This window comes from Acrocarpospora macrocephala (genome assembly GCF_009687865.1).
In the GTDB taxonomy this organism is placed as follows: Bacteria; Actinomycetota; Actinomycetes; order Streptosporangiales; family Streptosporangiaceae; genus Acrocarpospora; species Acrocarpospora macrocephala.
In genome coordinates, this window is the sequence record NZ_BLAE01000121.1 from 1 (window position 1) to 17,884 (window position 17,884).

General features: G+C 67.9%; 16 protein-coding genes. 8 read left to right on the forward strand and 8 right to left on the reverse strand.

Annotated elements, in window-relative coordinates; genetic code table 11:
* From Amac_RS52200 to Amac_RS52215, 4 genes are all read left to right on the forward strand, one after another.
* The coding region (locus tag Amac_RS52200; RefSeq protein ID WP_155361868.1) for an amidohydrolase family protein at positions 1–858 on the forward strand (858 nt) is incomplete at its 5' end.
* A 43-nt stretch (positions 859–901) separates the two neighbouring features.
* On the forward strand, positions 902–2,047 hold the full coding sequence (locus tag Amac_RS52205; protein ID WP_155361869.1) for an alanine racemase: 1,146 nt from the start codon (positions 902–904) through the stop codon (positions 2,045–2,047).
* A 9-nt stretch (positions 2,048–2,056) separates the two neighbouring features.
* Positions 2,057–2,434, forward strand: coding sequence for a Rid family detoxifying hydrolase (locus Amac_RS52210; RefSeq protein WP_155361870.1), 378 nt, complete (start codon positions 2,057–2,059; stop codon positions 2,432–2,434).
* Positions 2,435–3,613 (forward strand): hypothetical protein, encoded by a 1,179-nt coding sequence (locus Amac_RS52215; RefSeq protein WP_155361871.1) that lies wholly within the window; start codon positions 2,435–2,437, stop codon positions 3,611–3,613. It begins immediately after the preceding gene.
* Here Amac_RS52215 and Amac_RS52220 read toward each other — a convergent pair.
* From Amac_RS52220 to Amac_RS52240, 5 genes are all read right to left on the reverse strand, one after another.
* On the reverse strand, positions 3,605–4,606 hold the full coding sequence (locus Amac_RS52220) for a LacI family DNA-binding transcriptional regulator (RefSeq protein WP_155361872.1): 1,002 nt from the start codon (positions 4,604–4,606) through the stop codon (positions 3,605–3,607). The two genes, Amac_RS52215 and Amac_RS52220, sit on opposite strands and share 9 nt — an antisense overlap.
* A gap of 119 nt (positions 4,607–4,725) precedes the next feature.
* Positions 4,726–5,685 carry a carbohydrate ABC transporter permease gene (locus Amac_RS52225; protein WP_155361873.1) on the reverse strand — a complete coding sequence of 320 codons (960 nt, stop codon included), beginning with the start codon at positions 5,683–5,685 and terminating at the stop codon, positions 4,726–4,728.
* Positions 5,682–6,662, reverse strand: coding sequence for a carbohydrate ABC transporter permease (locus Amac_RS52230; RefSeq protein WP_155361880.1), 981 nt, complete (start codon positions 6,660–6,662; stop codon positions 5,682–5,684). Before Amac_RS52230 ends, Amac_RS52225 begins: the two co-directional genes overlap by 4 nt.
* Positions 6,663–6,752: 90 nt before the next feature.
* Entirely contained in the window at positions 6,753–8,111 is a 1,359-nt protein-coding gene (locus Amac_RS52235; protein WP_155361874.1) for an ABC transporter substrate-binding protein, read from the reverse strand.
* A 210-nt stretch (positions 8,112–8,321) separates the two neighbouring features.
* Positions 8,322–11,060 (reverse strand): glycosyl hydrolase, encoded by a 2,739-nt coding sequence (locus tag Amac_RS52240; protein ID WP_155361875.1) that lies wholly within the window; start codon positions 11,058–11,060, stop codon positions 8,322–8,324.
* A 226-nt stretch (positions 11,061–11,286) separates the two neighbouring features.
* On the opposite strand from Amac_RS52240, the gene Amac_RS52245 reads away from it, so the two are divergent.
* The 3 genes from Amac_RS52245 (at position 11,287) to Amac_RS52255 (ending at position 14,063) form a co-directional block, all read left to right on the forward strand.
* Complete coding sequence (locus Amac_RS52245) at positions 11,287–12,669, forward strand: GH1 family beta-glucosidase (RefSeq protein ID WP_155361876.1); 1,383 nt, start codon at positions 11,287–11,289, stop codon at positions 12,667–12,669.
* 101 nt (positions 12,670–12,770) lie between these two features.
* Positions 12,771–13,760, forward strand: coding sequence for a LacI family DNA-binding transcriptional regulator (locus Amac_RS52250; RefSeq protein WP_155361877.1), 990 nt, complete (start codon positions 12,771–12,773; stop codon positions 13,758–13,760).
* A 126-nt stretch (positions 13,761–13,886) separates the two neighbouring features.
* Positions 13,887–14,063 carry a hypothetical protein gene (locus Amac_RS52255; RefSeq protein WP_155361878.1) on the forward strand — a complete coding sequence of 59 codons (177 nt, stop codon included), beginning with the start codon at positions 13,887–13,889 and terminating at the stop codon, positions 14,061–14,063.
* Between the two features lie 30 nt (positions 14,064–14,093).
* On the opposite strand, the gene Amac_RS52260 is transcribed toward Amac_RS52255, so the two are convergent.
* Together Amac_RS52260 and Amac_RS52265 are read right to left on the reverse strand one after the other, a co-directional pair.
* Positions 14,094–15,110: an SDR family oxidoreductase gene (locus Amac_RS52260; protein ID WP_155361879.1), complete on the reverse strand. Its 1,017-nt coding sequence runs from the start codon at positions 15,108–15,110 to the stop codon at positions 14,094–14,096.
* 629 nt (positions 15,111–15,739) lie between these two features.
* Positions 15,740–16,855, reverse strand: a complete 1,116-nt coding sequence (locus Amac_RS52265) for an RNA-guided endonuclease InsQ/TnpB family protein (protein ID WP_246269251.1) — start codon at positions 16,853–16,855, stop codon at positions 15,740–15,742.
* A gap of 125 nt (positions 16,856–16,980) precedes the next feature.
* Here Amac_RS52265 and tnpA point away from each other — a divergent pair, with 125 nt between their 5' ends.
* A complete protein-coding gene (tnpA, locus tag Amac_RS52270) occupies positions 16,981–17,364 on the forward strand; it encodes an IS200/IS605 family transposase (protein WP_373869958.1) in 384 nt (127 codons plus the stop codon).
* Between the two features lie 95 nt (positions 17,365–17,459).
* Here tnpA and Amac_RS54325 read toward each other — a convergent pair.
* On the reverse strand, positions 17,460–17,884 hold a 425-nt coding region (locus Amac_RS54325), incomplete at its 5' end, for a hypothetical protein (protein ID WP_218041791.1).

Here is a 17,884-nt window from a genome sequence, read left to right on the forward strand (position 1 = left end):
GTGGGAGTGGCGGAGGTTGTGGAGATTGCGCGGCGGTCGGACGTGGCGGTGCATATTTCGCATTTTCATGGGCCTTCGGGGGAATTGCTGGGGCTCGTTGAGCGGGCGCGGGACAAAGGGGTGGATCTGAGCTTCGATACCTATCCCTATCTGCGGGGGAGCACGATTCTGGGGATGGTCGTGTTGCCCAGCTGGGTGCCCGCGGCTGATATCGAGAAGGCGCTCGCCGTACTCGTCGAAGAGGGGGAACGGGTAAAGCGGGAGTGGTCACAGGTGGTCTGGGAGCGGTTGACGTTGGCGCACGCGCCGACGTTCGAGTGGGCTGAGGGGCTGACGCTGCCGGAAGCCGCGGAGAGATACGGCGCTTCGGTTGAGGAGTTCTGCCGGGTGCTGCTGATCGAGACGCGACTGGAGGCGGGATGCGTGATGGCGCGTCCGGATGAAGGGCCGCGCGGTGAGGAGTCCATCAGGGCGATCATGCGGGATCCGGGACATATGGGCGGATCCGACGGTATTCACGTCGGCGGGCACCCCCACCCACGCGCCTACGGAACGTTCGCGCGTTACCTCGGCCGTCATGTCCGTGAACTCGGCGACCTGACCTGGGAACAAGCGGCGGTGCACTTCGCCTCGCACCCAGCCCGCCGCTTCCACCTCCCCGACCGTGGTCTGATCCGGCCCGGCCAGATCGCAGACCTGATCGTCGTGAACCCGGAAACAGTGTCCGACACCGCGACCTACCAGGACCCACGCTCCCTCTCCGTCGGCATCAACGACGTCCTCGTGGCAGGCGTCCCCGTACTCAAGGACGGCCATCTCACAGGAGCCACCCCCGGCCGCGCCCTCCGTGCCGCCTGAGGTCCAGTACGATCCACGGGGTGGTCTATACCGGGGAGGCGGCATGAACTTCGACGACCCGGTCATCGACTGGCGCACCCGCGGCTTCCTGCACCCGGAACCGATCACCAGAACCGACTTCCTGGCAGCCCGCCACTCCCTCTTCGACGGCCCTTTCACCTGGCCGCTCCTCGTGCTCCGCCAATCGGCCCTCAATCACAACATCGCCACCCTGGCCCGCTTCGCCACCGACCACGGCCTGACCTTCGCCCCGCACGGCAAGACCACCATGTCCCCCGAACTCGTCCAGGCCCAGCTCCGCGCCGGTGCCTGGGGCATGACCGCCGCCAACGCCGCCCAAGTCCTCGCCTTCCGGCACTTCGGCGTACGGCGCGTGCTCCTGGCCAACGAAATCTACGACGTGGGAGCGCTCCACTGGCTCGCTGGCGAGCTCGAAGCAGGCTTCGAATGCCTGGTGTATGCCGATTGTCCCGAAGGCGTCAGCGCGCTCTCAGCGGCTGCGGGGAACAAGCCGTTCCAGGTCCTGATCGAACTGGGCCAGCCCAACGCGCGCACCGGCTGTCGCGGCCTGAAAGAACTGCGCACCCTCACCGAGATGATCACCAACACCGAGGGCGTCGAACTCGCCGGAGTAGCCGGATACGAGGGCACTCAGCCCGGCCCTGACGAGGTCCGCGCCTACCTCCGGCAACTCGCCGAAGCCGCCGAACTCGTCAGGCCGTACACCAAGCATTTGATCGTCTCCGCGGGCGGCAGCGCCTGGTTCGACCTGGTCGCCGAAGAGCTCGGCATCGAGGACGCCACCGTGATCCTGCGCAGCGGCGCGTACATCGCCCACGACGAAGGCCTGTACGCCCGCGCCAGCCCCCTCCGCGACGTCCTCCAGCCCGCCATCGAAGTCTGGGCCCAAGTGATCTCCACCCCGGAGCCCGGCCTGATCATGGTCGGCATGGGCAAACGCGACGTCCCCTACGACATCGACCTGCCGATCCCGCACAACATGCCCGCCGGCATCACCGTGGAGCGAATCCAGGACCAGCACACCTACCTCAGCGGCGACGGCCTGCGCCCCGGGGACCTGGTCTCGTTCGGCATCTCCCACCCGTGCACGGCGTTCGACAAGTGGCGCGTCATCCCCGTCGTCGACGACGACCACGTGGTCGTCGATCTGATCACCACCTACTTCTAGGAGCGAAAGATGCAGGAGATCCGTACCACCGACAGCTACGCGCCGGTCGGCCCCTACTCGCAGGGCCTGGTGGTGGGGGACTTCGTGTACACCGCGGGCGTGGGGCCGCTGGACGCGGCGACCGGCGAGGTGGTCGGCGTCGACGTGGCCGAGCAGACGCACAAAACCCTGCAGAACCTGGGCGCCATCCTGGCCGCGCACGGGCTGACCTTCGCGCATGTGGTGAAGTCCACCGTGCACCTGCAGAACCTGAAGGAGGACTTCGCCGCCTACAACGAGGTGTACAAGTCGTACTTCACCGAGCCTTATCCGGTGCGGACCACCGTCGGCTCCCAGCTCCTCGACATCCTGGTCGAGATCGACTTCGTGGCGTACAAGGGGCAGTAGGTGGACACCTCCGTGTACGTCTTTGCCGAGGATTTGGCCGAGGGCGTCGATCAGGTCCTCGACCGGATCACTGGCTATGGCGCGGCGGGGGTAACAATCGCCGTCACTTCCGAGCGGTCCAGGGATATCACCCCGCACGGAGCCACCCGGGTGACCGTGCGCCACGACGGCGTTCGGGTCCCCCTGCCGGAAGGCGGCCGTTTGGTCCCCCAGAAGCAACCCCAGCTCCCCTTGGGTGAACTCCGGCAAAGAGGACTGGCCGTACACGGCTGGACGGTCTTCCTCCGCAACGCCGCGATCGGCGAGCAGCACCCCCAGGTCACCATCCGCAACTGCTTCGGCGACCGCGGCTCCCCGGCCGATCTCTGCCCGGCCCACCCGGACGTCCGCGAATACGCGGTGGCCCTGGCCCGCGCCGTCGCCCGCCAGGGCTTCGACAGCGTCGTCGCCGAAGCCCTGCATTTCAGCCCGTTCAGCTACGAACGCTGTGCGGTCCCACTCGGCCCGATGGACGCCTACCTGTTCGGCCTCTGCTTCTGCCACCACTGCCTGCGCCGCGCCGCCGACCTGGGCGTCAACGCCGAGGTGGCCCGCGAGGAGTGCGGCAGGATCGTCGGCGGCGTCCTGGACGGCGACCCGCCCGCCCAGGGCGAGGTGACCAGGGCCGCGCTCACCGCCTACGCCGGACCGGAGGTGGTCGCCTACGCCCGGGCCCGCTCCGAGACCGTCACCACGCTGGTCGCCGAGGTCGCCGCCGCCGTCACCGAGGAGGGCTCCAGGCTCACCTTCACCGACGGCACCGGCGCGGCCAAAGGTTACGCCGACGGCCTGCCCCCGGCCGGACTCGCCGCCCACGACGCCTGGCAACTCGGCGTCGACCTGGTCGCCCTCGGCGACATCGTGCCGTCCTTCGCCGTCCTGGCCTACGCCCGCGACGCGGCCAGGGTCGCCGACGACATCGCCGCCTACCAGCGTTCGGTCGGCAAGGACCGGGGGCTGCGCGCGGTGCTGCGGCCCGGCGCGCCGGACATCGCCGCCCTCGGCGAGACCGACGCCACCGACCGCCTGGCCGCCAAGGTCCGCGCCGCCAAGGCCGCGGGCGCGACCGGCGTGGACTTCTTCGCGTACGGCCTGGCCCCGCTCAACGTCCTGGCCAGGATCAAGAACTCCCTAGGCTGACTCGCGGATCACCAGCTCGGTGGGCAGGATCACCGGGCTGGCCGCGTTCTCGTCGCCCTCCAGCAGGCTGAGCAGCAGCGCGACCATGGCCGCCGCCTGCTCGATGATCGGATGCCGGACGGTGGTCAGCGGCGGATCGGTGTACCGCGCCGCCTCGATGTCGTCGAACCCGACGATGGCCACGTCGTCCGGCACGCTCCGCCCGGCCTGGCGCAGCGCCTGGATGGCGCCGATGGCCATCAGGTCGTTGGCGATGAAGACCGCGTCCAGCTGGGGGTCGTCCTCCAGCAGCTGCCGCATCGCGATCGCGCCCGACTCCCGGGTGAAGTCGCCCACCGCCACGATGGACCGCCGGTCGGAGTCGCGCAGCGCGGTCCGGTAGCCGGTCAGCCGGTCCTGCCCGCCGATCATGTCCTGCGGGCCCGCGATGGTGGCGATCCGCCGCCGCCCGCGCTCCAGCAGGTGCTTGACGGCCTTCTCGGCGCCGCCGACGTTGTCGTTGTCCACGTACGGCAAGGCCACCGGAACCGCGGGCCGGCCGTACGAGACGGCGGGCACGCCCATCCGGGTGATGGCGGCCGGCAGCGGGTCGGCGCCGTGCATGGAGATGAGCATGACGCCGTCCACGTGCCCGGAGGCGATGTAGCGCTCCACTCGGGCGTGGCTCTGGGCGGTGCCGCTGAGCATGAGCACGACCTGCTTGTCGGCCGCCTCGAGCTCCACGCTGGCCGAGCGGATCACCGTGGAGAACATCGGGTCGTCGGAGAACACCCTGGTCGGGGGCTCGGAGACGACCAGGGCGATGGAGTCGGTCCGCTGGGTGACCAGGCTGCGCGCCGCCGAGTTGGGCACGTAGCCGAGCTCGCGGACGGCCCGCATGACCACGTCGCGGATCTCCGGGCCGACCGTGGACTGCCCGTTGACGACCCGGGAAACGGTTGCCCGGGACACCCCCGCACGCGCGGCGACAGCCTCCAGGGTGGGGCGCTTCATCGAGACCCTCCGGTAATGAGAAATGCGCGACCAAGCGTACCGATCTTACGTTGGCGCAGGTCGGGCGATTGAACTGAGATTATTTTATTCCAGGGGGCGCATTTCTCATTAACGGCGGATTATCCCTTGATGCCACCGGCCAGCAGGCCGCGGACGAAGTAACGCTGCATGGACAGGAACACCGCGAGCGGCACGATGATCGACACGAACGCGCCCGCCGTGAGGCGTTGCCATTCGTTGCCCCGGGTGCCGGCCATCTGCGCCAGCCGTACCGTCATCGGAGCCGAGTCCGGCGTGCCACCGGCGAAGATCAGTGCGACCAGCAGGTCATTCCAGACCCACAGGAACTGGAAGATGCCGAAGGAGGCCAGCGCCGGCAGCACCAGCGGCAGCACGATCCTGCGCAGGATCTTCCCGTGCGTGGCGCCGTCCACCCGGGCCGCCTCGATCAGCGATCCCGGCAGCTCCGACATGAAGTTGTGCAGCAGGAAGACGCCGACGGGCAGGGCGAAGCAGGTGTGGGCGAACCAGACCTGGATGAACTTGGCCGGGCCCTCCAGATCCCAGGCGGGCAGCACGGTCAGCCCGAAGATCTCGACGCCCTGGGAGAAGAACGACAGCAGCGGCACCAGGGCCATCTGCAGCGGAACCACCTGGAGGGCGAAGATGCCGATGTAGATCCAGTCCCGGCCGCGGAAGTCCAGCCAGCTCAGCGCGTACGCGGCGAAGGTGGCCAGGGCCACCGGGAACAGCACGGACGGGATCGTGATGACCAGCGAGTTGATCAGGAAGCTGGCCATCTGGCCGGACGAGGACGAGGTGCTGAACAGCACCGACTGGTAGTTCTCCAGCGTCAGCACCGGATCGCTGAAGAACGTCCACCAGCCGGTCTGCTTGATCTGGTCCTCGGGCCGGAAGGAGGACAGGAAGAGCCCGAACGTCGGCGTGGTCCACAGCAGCGCGATCACGATCGCGATCAGGCTGGCCCACCTGCTGGTCAGCCGCTTGCGGACGCGGGACTGCGGGGTGCTCGGCGGCGGGGAGGACGTTTGGGGCGTCGGGGTGACCGTGGCGGTCATCTTGCCTCCCGTTGCTGCCGCAGGTTGCGGATCTGGTAGATCACGATGGGGATGACGAGCACGAACAGGAACACCGCCAGGGCCGAACCCTTGCCCGTCTCGCCGTAGCGGAACGACTGGTTGTACATCTCGTTGGCGATGACGCTGGTGTCGAACTGCCCGCCGGTCATGGTACGGACGATGTCGAACAGCTTCAGCGTCCCGATGCACTGGGTGACCACCACCACGATCACGGCCGGCCGGATCGCCGGAATCGTGACCCGGAAGAACATCTGGATCGGGCTGGCCCCGTCCAGCCGGGCCGCCTCCACGATCTCGGACGGGATGCCCTTGATCGCGGCCGACAGCACCACGGTGGCGAACCCGGCCTGGATCCAGACCATGACGACGATCAGGAACAGCGTGTTGACCGGCGGTTCCAGCAGCCACTGCTGCGGAGTGCCGCCGAAGAAGACCACGATCTGGTTGAGCAACCCGATCTGGTCGGCCTCCTCAGGCCGGTAGGCGTACACGAACCGCCAGATGATGCCCGCCCCGACGAACGAGATCGCCATCGGCAGGAACACCAGCGACTTGGCCAGCGACTCGAACCGGGTGTTGTCCACCACCACCGCGTACACCAGCCCGATGGCGGTGACCAGCAGCGGCACGACCAGCACCCAGATGAGCGTGTTCCGCAGCACGGTGAGCGCCTCGGGCTGGGTGAACATCCAGGAGTAGTTCTCGAACCCCACCCAGGTCGAACTGTCCCCGTTCATGAACGACAGGAGGGTGGTGCGGATGCCCGGAATGATCAGGCCGATACCCAGCAGGATCAGCGCGGGACCGAGCAGGATGAGAGCGTGCAGCCTGGCCCGCTGCCGCATCGGGGCGCGGTCCAGGAGCAGCAGCATGAGGCCGATGAAGGCGAAGAACGCGACGACACCGATCAGGAGTTGGACCAGCTTGGGTTGCTCGGCCGCGAAGTCGAAGTTCAGATCCATGGGGGTATGGGTCTCCCTTGAGGCAGGCAACGTCCGGCTCCGATGACCGGAGCCGGACGTTTACTTCACCTGTTGAGCTTGGTTCTACGACTTCGGCCAGGAGGCGTCAATGAAGTCCAGGGTGGACTTCGTGTCCTTGCCGTTGATCCAGTCGGTCATGCCCTTCCAGAAGGTGCCCGCGCCGACCGCGGCGGGCATCAGGTCGGAACCGTCGAAGCGGAAGATCGTCGCCGGGTCCTGGAGGATCTCCATGGACAGCTTGTCGATCGGGTTCTGTGCGTTGGCCAGGTCCACGCCCTTGTTGGCGGAGACGTAGGTGGCCAGCTTCATCCGGGCGTTCGGGAATTCGGTGCCGGCCAGGTACGCCTGCACGGCCTGGACCTCGGGACGGTCGGCGAAGGCCGCGACGAACTCGCCGGCGCCGAGCACGGGCTTCTTGGTGGTGTCGTTGCCGGGCAGGTAGAACGCGTAGACGTCGTCGTTCTCGCCGACCACGGTGCCCTCAGGCCAGAAGTTGGCGTAGAAGGAAGCCTGCCGGTGCAGGGCGCACTTGCCCTCGGTGATCGGCACGCCGCCCTCCTGGAAGGCGGTGCTGGAGATCGACTTCACGGGGCCGTAGCCGCCGTTGACGTACTTGTCGTTCTTCAGGATCGCGCCGACCTTGTCGACCGCCGCGACGACCTTCGGGTCGTTGAAGGCGAGCTTGTGGGCGACCCAGTTGTCGTACTCCTCGGGACCGAGGTCGCGGAGGATGATGTCCTCGATCCAGTCGGTGGCCGGCCAGCCGGTGGCGTCACCGGACTCGATGCCCGCGCACCAGGGCTTGATGCCGGTGGCGGCGATGGTGTCGCTGAGGGTCATCAGCTCGTCCCACGTGGTGGGGATCTTCCAGCCCTTCTCGGCGAACATCTTCGGCGAGTACCAGACGAAGGACTTCACGCTGGCGCCGAGCGGGGCGCCGTAGAAGACGTTGTCGACGGTGGCGTACTTGGCCCAGTCCGCCGACCAGTTGGTGTCGGTCAGCTCCTTCACCTTGGCCGAGGCGGGCTTGAGCTTGCCGGCCTTGGCGAAGCGCTCCAGCAGACCCGGCTGCGGGAAGAAGGCGATGTCAGGCGGGTTGCCGGCGTCGGAGCGTACCTGGATCTGCGCTTCGAACTCGCCGGTGCCCTCGTAGGTGATCTTCATTCCGGTGCACTTGGCGAACGGAGCCCAGGCTTCCTGGAACAGATCTGCTTCCGTGTCACGGATGGGGGAGTAGATGCTCACCGTCTTACCGGCGAACGAGCCGTATTCGGCAAACGGCTGGCACTCCGCGGAGACGGCGGCGCTGCTGCCCCCTGCGGCGGGCGGCGTGGTGGTCTCCGAAGATCCGCATCCGGCGGCGATCAGCGCTAGGCCGGCTGCGACGGCCGTTATACGGGCGGGTCGTGAGAGGAGCGACATGGACCCTTCCTCCAAAGCTGTTACCGGGAACTCTCGTGAGAGAGCGATTCCGGAAGCCTTATCTCTTGTCGTGGGGATGTCAATCGATGTGAGATTACGGTTACGGGATTGTGAATTGCGGTGTTATGCCGATTAGAGAGCGCTCTCACGCGTCTCTGGAAGAACGCCGGGCGGTGCGGTGACCGCCCGGCGGGTTTGATCAGCGATGCGTCAGCTCACCGCGAAGGTGAACCAGTTCAGGTTGACGAAATCGGCCGGCTGGCCGCTGGCGAAGGTGATGTAGACGGTGTGGGTGCCGGAGGTGGGGGCGATGTTCGCCGGGACCGTGGTCCAGGACTGCCAGCCGCCGGTGTTGGCGACCGCGAACTCGCCGATGGGGGTGGCGGTCGGGCTGCCCAGCCGTACCTGGACCAGGCCGCTGATCCCGCCCGCGGCGCCGGACGCGACCCGGGCCTTGAACTGGAACTCGCCGTTGAAGCGCACGCCGTCGAACCGCAGCCAGTCACCGTTGGCGATATGCGCGGCGTTCTGGCCGCCGCCGGTGTCGGTGGTGGTCTCCAGCGTGGTGCCCTGCTGGGCGTTGCGCGCTTCCGCCTGGATGGTGGAACGCGCGTCGAATCCGGTGCCCGGCGAGGGGCTTGGGCTCGGGCTCGGGCTGGGGTTCGGGCCCGCGCCGTTGCCGTTCTCGACGCCGCTGCCCGCCGCGCCGCGCCAGGCCATCGCCCGGGCCGGTACGGCCAGCGTCTGCCCATCCGAAAACGTTACGGTCACGGCAGAACTCGACACGTTGTAGGCGATGTACGTCTTCGCCCCGCCCTTATTCAGCACCGCGTACGTCGGCACGTTACCCGTGACCGAATGGTCCGGCGTGCCCCACGCGTTCAGCGAGGAGATCCAGTGATACGCGTGCGCCCGCGAATCGCCGTCCTCGGGACCCGGATTGGCCCCCAGCCAGAGCGATTGCGCCTGCGCCGGATCGCTCATCGCCAGGAATTCCCAGATCACGTCCCGCCACTCGGCCTCCTGACCGCCGTTGCCGGCCCGGATCTCGGCCACGTTCTGGAGGATGTCGGCCTTCCAGGCGCCGTGGTAGAGCGAGCCGCCGGTGATCGGCAGCATGTTGATGCCGTGGATCTCCTCCGGGTTGGCGGTCCACCAGGTGGCGTACGCGCCGGCCGCGCCCCAGACGATGCCGAGCGTGTCGTGCGGGAAGGTGGACGGGAAGACGGCGTTGTCCTTGTCGAACCAGTACTGGCCGATCGCGTCGCGTTCGGTCGTGTACTGGTAGATGCCCATGTCGCGGAGGGCGTTGTCGCCGGTCGCCTGGCCGTACAGGATGGCGGCGGTGTTGAACATCATCGCCTCGGACGAGGACTCCTGGTTGTTGCCGTGCGCGAACGCGCCGTGCCCGGCGGCCCAGGCGTGCCCGGCGTACGGGTCGAAGTTGCGCAGGAACGGGAAGCGGGCGTCGCTCCTGTCGTAGTTGGCGGACTCCTTGACCAGGAGTTTCAGCATGCCGCCGTACCGGGAGCCGGCGACCCAGGCCGGGTCGTGCTGGGCGATCATGGCGCCGGCCAGGATGTAGTAGCCGTAGTGGAAGTGGTGGTCGTTGAGCTCGGCGTCGGAGCCGTACGACGCGGGGTAGCCGATCAGCGTGCCCCAGGTCGAGTCGTAGGCGAACAGCCGGCCGGTCTCGCCCGAGCCCGCGGTCAGCCAGTCGGCCAGGCGGGTCTTGACCAGGTTGATCGCCCGGTCCCGCCCGGCGGTGTAGCCGATCTGGTTGGCCACCGGGATGAGCGCGGCCAGCCGCCAGAGCGCCTTGCCGGTCCAGTAGGTGTCCACCGCGCCCTTGTACGGGTCGGCCGCGTTGAGCTCGGCGTCGATGTCGGCCCTGATCCGGTTGGTGTCGGCGCCGGGCGCGATCGGCAGCGCGGGAAGCACGCCGTTGAACTTCGAGGAGGTGCTGAACGAGGTGCCGGCGCGGACCTTCATCTGGCCGCGCGGCGATACGTAGGTGTGCGCGGTCAGCGCGTCGGTGCTGTTCAGCCACTGGTGCCGGTAGAGCGCGAACAACGTCCCGGTCTGGCTGCCCTGGCGGGCGGTCGTGGTGGCCGCGTAGGTCGCGGTGAGCTGCCCGGCCGCCGCGTTGTAGGACCAGCTCACGGTGGTGTTGGTGACGAAGGAGTAGGCGTACTGCGTGTAGAGCGGCAGCGCTGCCCGGGACGGCAGCACCGCGACCGAGTAGAAGCCGGCCGGCGCGGTCGCGTTGGCGGTTCCGGTCAGCGTCCAGTTGATTCCGGTCGGCGCGAACAGCGCGTAGTCACGGCCGTTCACGGCCACGCCGAGCACGTTTCCGGTGTTGCTCCAGACGGTTGCGGGCCCGTTGAACGTAACCTGCGCGTTACCGCCGCTCGCCTCCGCGAACACGTAGGGCGAGCCGTGCCCGATCGTGGTGCGCAGGGTGCGGGCCCCGTCGGTCCACTGCGGCGTCACCGTCCAGTCCGACCAGCCGTCCACCTCGGTCCGGGGCGCGTTCAGCCCCGTGATGCCGACGGTCAGGTCGTTGGGCGCGATGTGCTCGTAGTTCCGCTGGTCCGGAGTGATCGTCGGGCTGGGCTGGTAGCCCACGCCGAGCCCGTTGGCCCAGGCGTGGAAGGCGAGCGGGTGGGCGTACATGTTCTCGGAGTACGGGTTGCCCGCGTACCGCTGCCAGACCAGCGAGGACCACCAGTCGTTGGTGGGCACGGCGCGGCCGGCCATCCGGGACGTGACCTTGGGGGTCACGGCCTGGCCGGTGTTGTTCGAGGGGCCGACGGTGCCGGCCGGGCGGGTGGCTGCGTAGCTGCCGGCACCGACCGCGACCGCGTTCGCGGGGCCCGCGGTGACGACGGGGACGACGAGCGCCGTTGCCACCATGCTGGCGGCGACAACGACTGTCTTGACACGCACGGTTACCTCCTCGGGTACCGAGCTGGCGGGGGTGCTCCGCCCGGGGGGAATTCAGAGAGCGCTCTCAGCGGCAGGACGGTAACCCCGCCGTTAACGTCACGTCAATGGGTTATCACGCGTATCCAGGAAAACGTGTGCGTCTCGGCTCGCCTTGACAGTCGGTCCATCCAGCCGGGATGCTGCCTGAGAGCGCTCTCACGGGGAGGCGCGGGGAGGGGCGAGCGACATGACCGTGTCCGCGGAGTTGGCTCGGGGGGCGGAACCCGGCGTGCTGGAATTCCCGGCGGGTTTCGTGTGGGGGACGGCCACGGCGGCGTACCAGATCGAGGGCGCGGCCCGGGAGGACGGCCGGGGGCCCTCCATCTGGGACACCTTCGCGCGGACGCCTGGGAAAGTGCATCTCGGGCATACCGGGGAGGTCGCCTGCGATCACTACCACCGCTACGCGAGCGATGTGGCGATCATGGCGGGGCTCGGCATGGGGGCCTACCGGTTCTCGGTGTCCTGGCCGCGCATCCAGCCCGATGGTTCCGGTCCGGCCAATTCCCGGGGGCTGGACTTCTATGACCGGCTGGTCGACGAGCTCGGCGGGCATGGGATCACGCCGATCCTGACCCTCTACCACTGGGATCTGCCGCAGACCCTGGAAGATCACGGCGGCTGGACGAACCGGGACACCGCCGAGCGTTTCGCGGAGTACGCGACGATCGTGCATCGGCGGCTCGGGGATCGGATCGAGCTGTGGACCACGCTGAACGAGCCGTGGTGTTCCGCGTTTCTCGGGTACGCGGCGGGGGTGCACGCGCCGGGGCGTACCGATCCGGGGGCGGCCTTCGCGGCGGCCCACCACCTGCTGCTCGGCCACGGCCTGGCCACCCGCGAACTCCGGCGTGCCGGGGCTCGCGAGGTCGGCATCACGCTCAACCTGGCGCCGGTGCGCGGGTCCGATCTGACCGCGGTCGCGGTGCCTGACGGGATCCTGAACCGGATCTTCCTGGATCCGGTGCTGCGGGGGGAATACCCGACCGATGTGGTACGGCGAGCCGAGCGTTTCACGGACTGGTCGTTCGTGAAGGAGGGTGATCTTGCTCTGATCGGGGCGCCCATCGACATGCTCGGGGTGAACTATTACCACCCGTTCCAGGTGGAGCCGCGTCCAGGGCAGCCTGCCAACCCGGTCTTCCCAGGCAGCGAAGGCGTCGGGTTCATCGACAAGCCCGGGCCGACTACGGCCATGGGCTGGCCGATCGAGGCGGATGGGTTGACTGAACTGCTTATCGGGCTCAAGCGGGACTATCCGCCGGTGCCGTTGGTGATCACCGAGAACGGTGCGGCCTTCGAGGACGTGCTGTCCGGTGGGCGGGTCAGCGACGAGCGGCGGATCGCGTTCCTGGACGCGCATTTCCGGGCCGCGCATGCCGCGATCGCCGCGGGGGTGGATCTGCGGGGATACCTGGTGTGGTCGTTCATGGACAACTTCGAGTGGGCGTACGGGTACGAGAAGCGGTTCGGGCTGGTTTACGTGGATTACGCGTCGCAGGAGCGGGTGCCGAAGGAGAGTGCGCGCTGGTATAGCGAGGTCATCCGGCGGAATGGGCTGCCGGCGTGAGGTCTCCCTGGTGTCGGGGCGGTCGGTCGGCGTCGGTATGGTCGGGTGTGTTCTAGAGCGCGGGGGCGGTCTGCCGTGGCGGAGATAGATAGGGGAATGGCGTGACCGTGCGCCCGACCTTGGAGAAAGTGGCCGCCCGGGCCGGCGTGTCCCGGGCGACCGTTTCGCGGGTGGTGAACGGGTCGTCGAGTGTGGGGGAAGATATCCGGGTCGCCGTCATGCGTGCGGTGGACGAACTCGGATATGTCCCTAATTTCGCGGCACGGAGTTTGGTCACGCAGCGGGCGGACTCGATCGCGCTCGTCTTTTCCGAACCGCCCGTGCGGGTGTTCTCGGACGATCCGACGTTCGCGGGGATCATCCGAGGGGTCAGCCAGGAGGTCGAGGCCGCCGACAAGCAGCTCGTGCTGATGATGGCGGGGTCGGCCCGGGGGCACGAGCGGGTCGAGCGTTACACGACCGCCGGTCACGTCGACGGTGTGATCATCGCGTCCATGCACGGCGCGGATCCGTTGCCGATGACGCTCGCCCGGCGGGGAATTCCGGTGGTTTGCAGCGGTCGCCCGATCACGGGGAATGGCCTGCCTTATGTGGACATGGATAACGTCTCCGGCGCGGTCCAGGCCGTCTCACATCTCCTCGAACGTGGCCGCCGGCGCATCGCCACCATCGCGGGCCCGCCCGACATGGTCGCCGGTATCGACCGCCTGAACGGCTACCGCCAAGTGCTGCGCGACTCCGGCCGCCGCTCGATCATCGCCATCGGCGACTTCACCCGCGACTCCGGCGCCCTCGCGATGCGGCAACTCCTGGAAGACGACCCCGCGCTGGACGCCGTGTTCGTCGCGTCGGACATGATGGCTTTCGGCGCCATGCAAACACTCCGCCACGCGGGCCGCCGGGTGCCGGACGACGTCGCCGTGGTCGGCTTCGACGACGTCGCTTCCGCCGTTTACACCGACCCGCCGTTGACCACCGTCCGCCAGCCGACCCTGCAAATGGGCCGCGAACTCGCCCGCCTCCTCCTGACCCCTGATGCGGAATCTCCGGTGGTCCTCCCAACCGAATTGGTAATCCGCGAGTCGACGTAACCATCTTCAAGAAGAACCATCTGTTCGAGAAGGTAGGGGCGGAAGGCGTACGAAGAGCATAGGTCGCGCGTGATGGCCGCCGGTCGGCACGGCCGCACGTTTGGAGTTGCCGGCCGAGGTCCCGGAATGGCAGCGAAACCACTGATCATGGGGATCGACCCGGCCGCCTACCCGATCCCCACCGACCGGTCGGCGGCCGATGGCACGTTGACCTGGGGCAACATGGAAGAGGCCTGGGTCGGCGGGAGAGCCGGGCCGTGGCGGGCACCTGATCTTGCGCTGGTCCTCGGCTCGTTCTCGTAGCCGTCATCGGCGTGCGTCCCGGACTGCTTCTCACGCGCGGGCGCGCCGCCATGCCAGGTAGCCAAAGCCCGCCGCGAGGAGCGAGGCCGTCGCGAGCGCTCCATGATGCTGGGACGCCCAGAGTTGCACGCTGCGCGTCTTGGCTCCGCGATCGAAGGATCCGTGCGCTCCCTGATCGGTGCCGGGTTCGTCATCGGAGGGCCGCCACAGGTTGGGGGGTTCCCGGTGGGTCACCTCGGTGGTCTGCTGGGAGCCGTAGCCCGTCCAGGCCAGATATCGGTCCAGGACGCCGGGGACCACCGCGTTGGCCAGGAGCGTCGCCACGGTCGGGGCGCCCACCCAGTATTCGCGGCGCCGCGGGTGGTCGGCCGCGTAGAGGATCGCGTCCGCCGGAATCTCCGGCTGGTAGATCGGCGGAACCGGCTGGGGATGACCCGGCAGGCGCGACAACACCCAGTCGAACTGCGGCGTGTTGACCGCAGGCATCTGCACCATGGTCACCCGGACCCGGCTCTGGTCGTGCAACAGTTCGCAGCGCAGCGATTCGTTGAATCCCTGGATGGCATGCTTGGCTCCGCAGTACGCGCTCTGCAGCGGAATCCCCCGGTACGCCAGCGCCGAGCCAACCTGGACGACCACCCCGTGATCGCGGGGCAGCATCCGCTTCAGGGCGGCGCGCGTGCCGTTCACGAAGCCGAGGTAAGTGACCTCGGTCGCCCGGCGGAACTCCGCTGGAGTGATCTCCATGAAGGGCGCGAACACCGAGGAGAACGCGACGTTCACCCACACGTCGATCGGACCGAGCTCGTCTTCGGCCCGGCCGGCGGCGGGATCCATCTGATCATGGTCGGCGGTGTCGGCCACGATGGCCAGCGGCTCACCACCTGCCTCGCGCACCTCACTCGCCACCCCTTCCAGGCCGTCGGCACCCCGTGCGATCAGCGCCACGGCGTCCCCCCGCGCAGCGAATCCGCGAGCGGCGGCCCGCCCGATGCCCGCACTGGCCCCCGTGATCACGACCACGCGCCGTCCGTCCTTCTTTGCCATGTCCTGCTCCCCGTCGCGATTCCGGATTGCGTTCCCGGCGCACGCATCTCGCCGTCGCCTGCCAGGGGCCACAGGCGACGCAACGGCTACCTGCAGGCAGGCCAGCCGATGCCCTGCGGCTCCCGTGCTGATGAGAATGTCCTGTAATCGGTCACTACCCGTCATCTCGCACTCAGCACATGCAAGGACTCCGAAGGGCTACTCATCCTCCGCAATGGCATCCGTGACCAGGGTTGGATGGGTGGGAGAACCACCGCACTGGGGCTGTGGTGTGGGAATCCACGGCGATGACGGGGCCGGGCGAAGCCCGAAGGGAAACAAAAGGGTTGGGTGGGTGGGAGAACCACGACGCTGTGGCCGTGGATTCCTCCGGGCAGTCCCGGCGATTTGGCGGGGTCGGGCGGAGCCTGTGGGGAAACAAGGGCTGGGCGGGTGGGAACACCCACGGCAACCAACGAGGAACCCCAATGGGATTCAAGCCCCTCTGGTATGCGCCCGGGGAAAAGATGGACGCGAAGGCCCTCTAGTCAGCTTCTCGGCCCTGAAGGACCGAGCTTGCAGCTCCTCGCCGTACATGGGGTGTACGGGTCAGGCCGCGTCATCGGCAGCGTGACTCACTGCCCAGCCCATCACACCGCGTCTGGCGATGTTACGGCCGCGTTGACGTCGGCGTGCTCAGCGAAGCCGCACGACGTACAAGCGAAGGTTTCCTGGCAAGGCCGGTTCTTCTTGTCCGCATGTCCGCAACGTGAGCACTCCTGGGAGGTGTACGCCGGATCGACATAGACCAGCGCGACCCCCGCTCGGGCGGCTTTGTAGGCGATGAAGGTGCCCAGTTGGTGGAAGCTCCAGGTGTGCAGGGTGACCCGCTGGGGCTTGCGAAGCCGTACCCGCTCGCGGATGCCCTGGAGGTCTTCCAGGGCGATCCCGCGTCCGGTGCGTTCTGCCTCGGTCACGATGCGTTTGGCGATCACATGGTTGGTGTCGGCGGCGAACCGCGCTTCCTTGCGCCGCCGTGCCTTCAACAGGCGTTTGGCGCTCTTGGTGGCTTTGGCCTGCAACCGGCGGCGCAGCTGCCGCTGCCGGTACCGATGGGCGGTCAACGCTTTACCGCAGTGGCGGGTGCCGTCGCTGGTGGTGGCGATGTTGACGATCCCCACATCGACCCCCACGAACCCGCCGCCCGGGTCGGCGATGGGCGGGTCGGGTAGCTCGCAGGTGGCGATCAGGAACCAGGAGCCGTCCTGGCGCACCAGATCCGATTCGCCCTTGCGGTGTTTGGCCAGCATCGCCACCTGTTCGGGCGAGCCGGTGAACGCGATCCCGCGCAGACGCCCCGCCAGGGTCCACACCGAGACGGTCCGGCTGTCGACCTGCCACGACAGGCACCGGTCGTCGAACGGCTGCGCCGCGCCGGGGCGGAAACCGATCGGCTTGCTCTCGGCTTTCACCCGCCGTTTCGAGCCCGCCTCACCGAGGTTCCCGGCGCGAATGTTGGCCCGCAAGGTCGCGTAGGCGTCGGCGACCTTCTTGATCACATGCTGGGAGGCCTGGGCCGCCAGCCCGAACTCCTCTCTCACCTGGCCGTAGACACGTTTGCGGAGATCGTAGTGACGTCGAAGGTTCTGCTCGAAGGCGATGCCCGACACCCAGTTGGCGGCCAGGTTGGCCGCGCGCAGGGTCGCTTCCAGCGCCGCCGCCTGCTCAGGCGTCGGCAGAAGCTTCACCCGCACCACCAGTTTCATCCATCGAACACACTATCGTTTGGTCCATAGCTTTTGGTCCATGTCACCGTGATGGGACCCCAACCCCTCCGCCGAGGGAGACGTGTCGTCCACCGCCTGCACGCCCATGTGGTCTTCACGCCCAAATACCGGCGCAGGCTCCCCGCGAATCACTCCACCGCTGTGAACAGATCATGATCGAGTGTGCGACGATTTCGGAAGCCGAACCGGTCGAGTTCAACGGCGAACACGATCGCGTCCGCCTACTCGCCCATTACCCACCCAAAGTCACCCTGTCGACCCTGGTGAACAGCCTCAAAGGCGCTTCGGCCCGGCTCCTTCGCAAGGAGTTGCTCGGCCCACGTCGCACATGCTTGTGGGGTGAGCACTTCTGGTCCCGTCCTACTTCATCGCCTCCTGTGGCGGGCGCACCTGTGGCGATCGTCAAGGAATACATCGAGAGTCGGAAATGTCCCGACGGACCGCCAGGGTCGAACCCGAACCTCGGAAGCGATTCCTCCCGGGCGTGAACGTGAACGCCCGGGGTTCCTCGCTAGCCCGGCTTGATTCGGCGAAGCCGGGAAGATCGGGTCAAGTTTGTGGATGTTGAGGTGGGGTTGCCTGGTCAGGCGGCGATGCCCGCGCGCTGGGCCAGGTCATCGATCGCGCTTTGGTAGGTGCGGGTGGCGTTGGCCAGTCGGCTGGGCTGGTGGAGTTCGGCCATGCCGGTGGTGAGGAACTGGTCGTGGGCTGCGGTGAGGAAGATCGCGTGCCGTAGGCCGAGGTCGGTGACGCGGTAGCGGTGGCTGCGGGGGATGCGTTCGATCAGGCCGTGGTGGCGTAACCGGCGCAGGTCGTAGGTGGCCTGGCCGGCGGTGATGTGCGGGCGGTGGAGCAGCTCGGCGAGCAGCGCTCGCAGGTCGGCGTTGGTAAAGCCGTTGATCTGCAGCCGGAAGAGCACCAGCAGGTGCAGCAGCGCTTGAGCGCGGGGGTCGGTCAGGCGGAGTCCGGCGGTCCGGCTGCCGTCGGGGTGCACGATGGGGTCGCAGG

Excerpts from the sequence above, each read along its gene's own strand:
- Amac_RS52205 (WP_155361869.1), top strand. The coding sequence starts at position 902 with ATGAACTTCGACGACCCGGTCATCGACTGGCGCACCCGCGGCTTCCTG.
- Amac_RS52210 (WP_155361870.1), top strand. The coding sequence starts at position 2,057 with ATGCAGGAGATCCGTACCACCGACAGCTACGCGCCGGTCGGCCCCTAC.
- Amac_RS52220 (WP_155361872.1), bottom strand. The coding sequence starts at position 4,606 with ATGAAGCGCCCCACCCTGGAGGCTGTCGCCGCGCGTGCGGGGGTGTCC.
- Amac_RS52225 (WP_155361873.1), bottom strand. The coding sequence starts at position 5,685 with ATGACCGCCACGGTCACCCCGACGCCCCAAACGTCCTCCCCGCCGCCG.
- Amac_RS52235 (WP_155361874.1), bottom strand. The coding sequence starts at position 8,111 with ATGTCGCTCCTCTCACGACCCGCCCGTATAACGGCCGTCGCAGCCGGC.
- Amac_RS52245 (WP_155361876.1), top strand. The coding sequence starts at position 11,287 with ATGACCGTGTCCGCGGAGTTGGCTCGGGGGGCGGAACCCGGCGTGCTG.
- Amac_RS52255 (WP_155361878.1), top strand. The coding sequence starts at position 13,887 with ATGGCAGCGAAACCACTGATCATGGGGATCGACCCGGCCGCCTACCCG.
- Amac_RS52260 (WP_155361879.1), bottom strand. The coding sequence starts at position 15,110 with ATGGCAAAGAAGGACGGACGGCGCGTGGTCGTGATCACGGGGGCCAGT.
- Amac_RS52265 (WP_246269251.1), bottom strand. The coding sequence starts at position 16,855 with ATGAAACTGGTGGTGCGGGTGAAGCTTCTGCCGACGCCTGAGCAGGCG.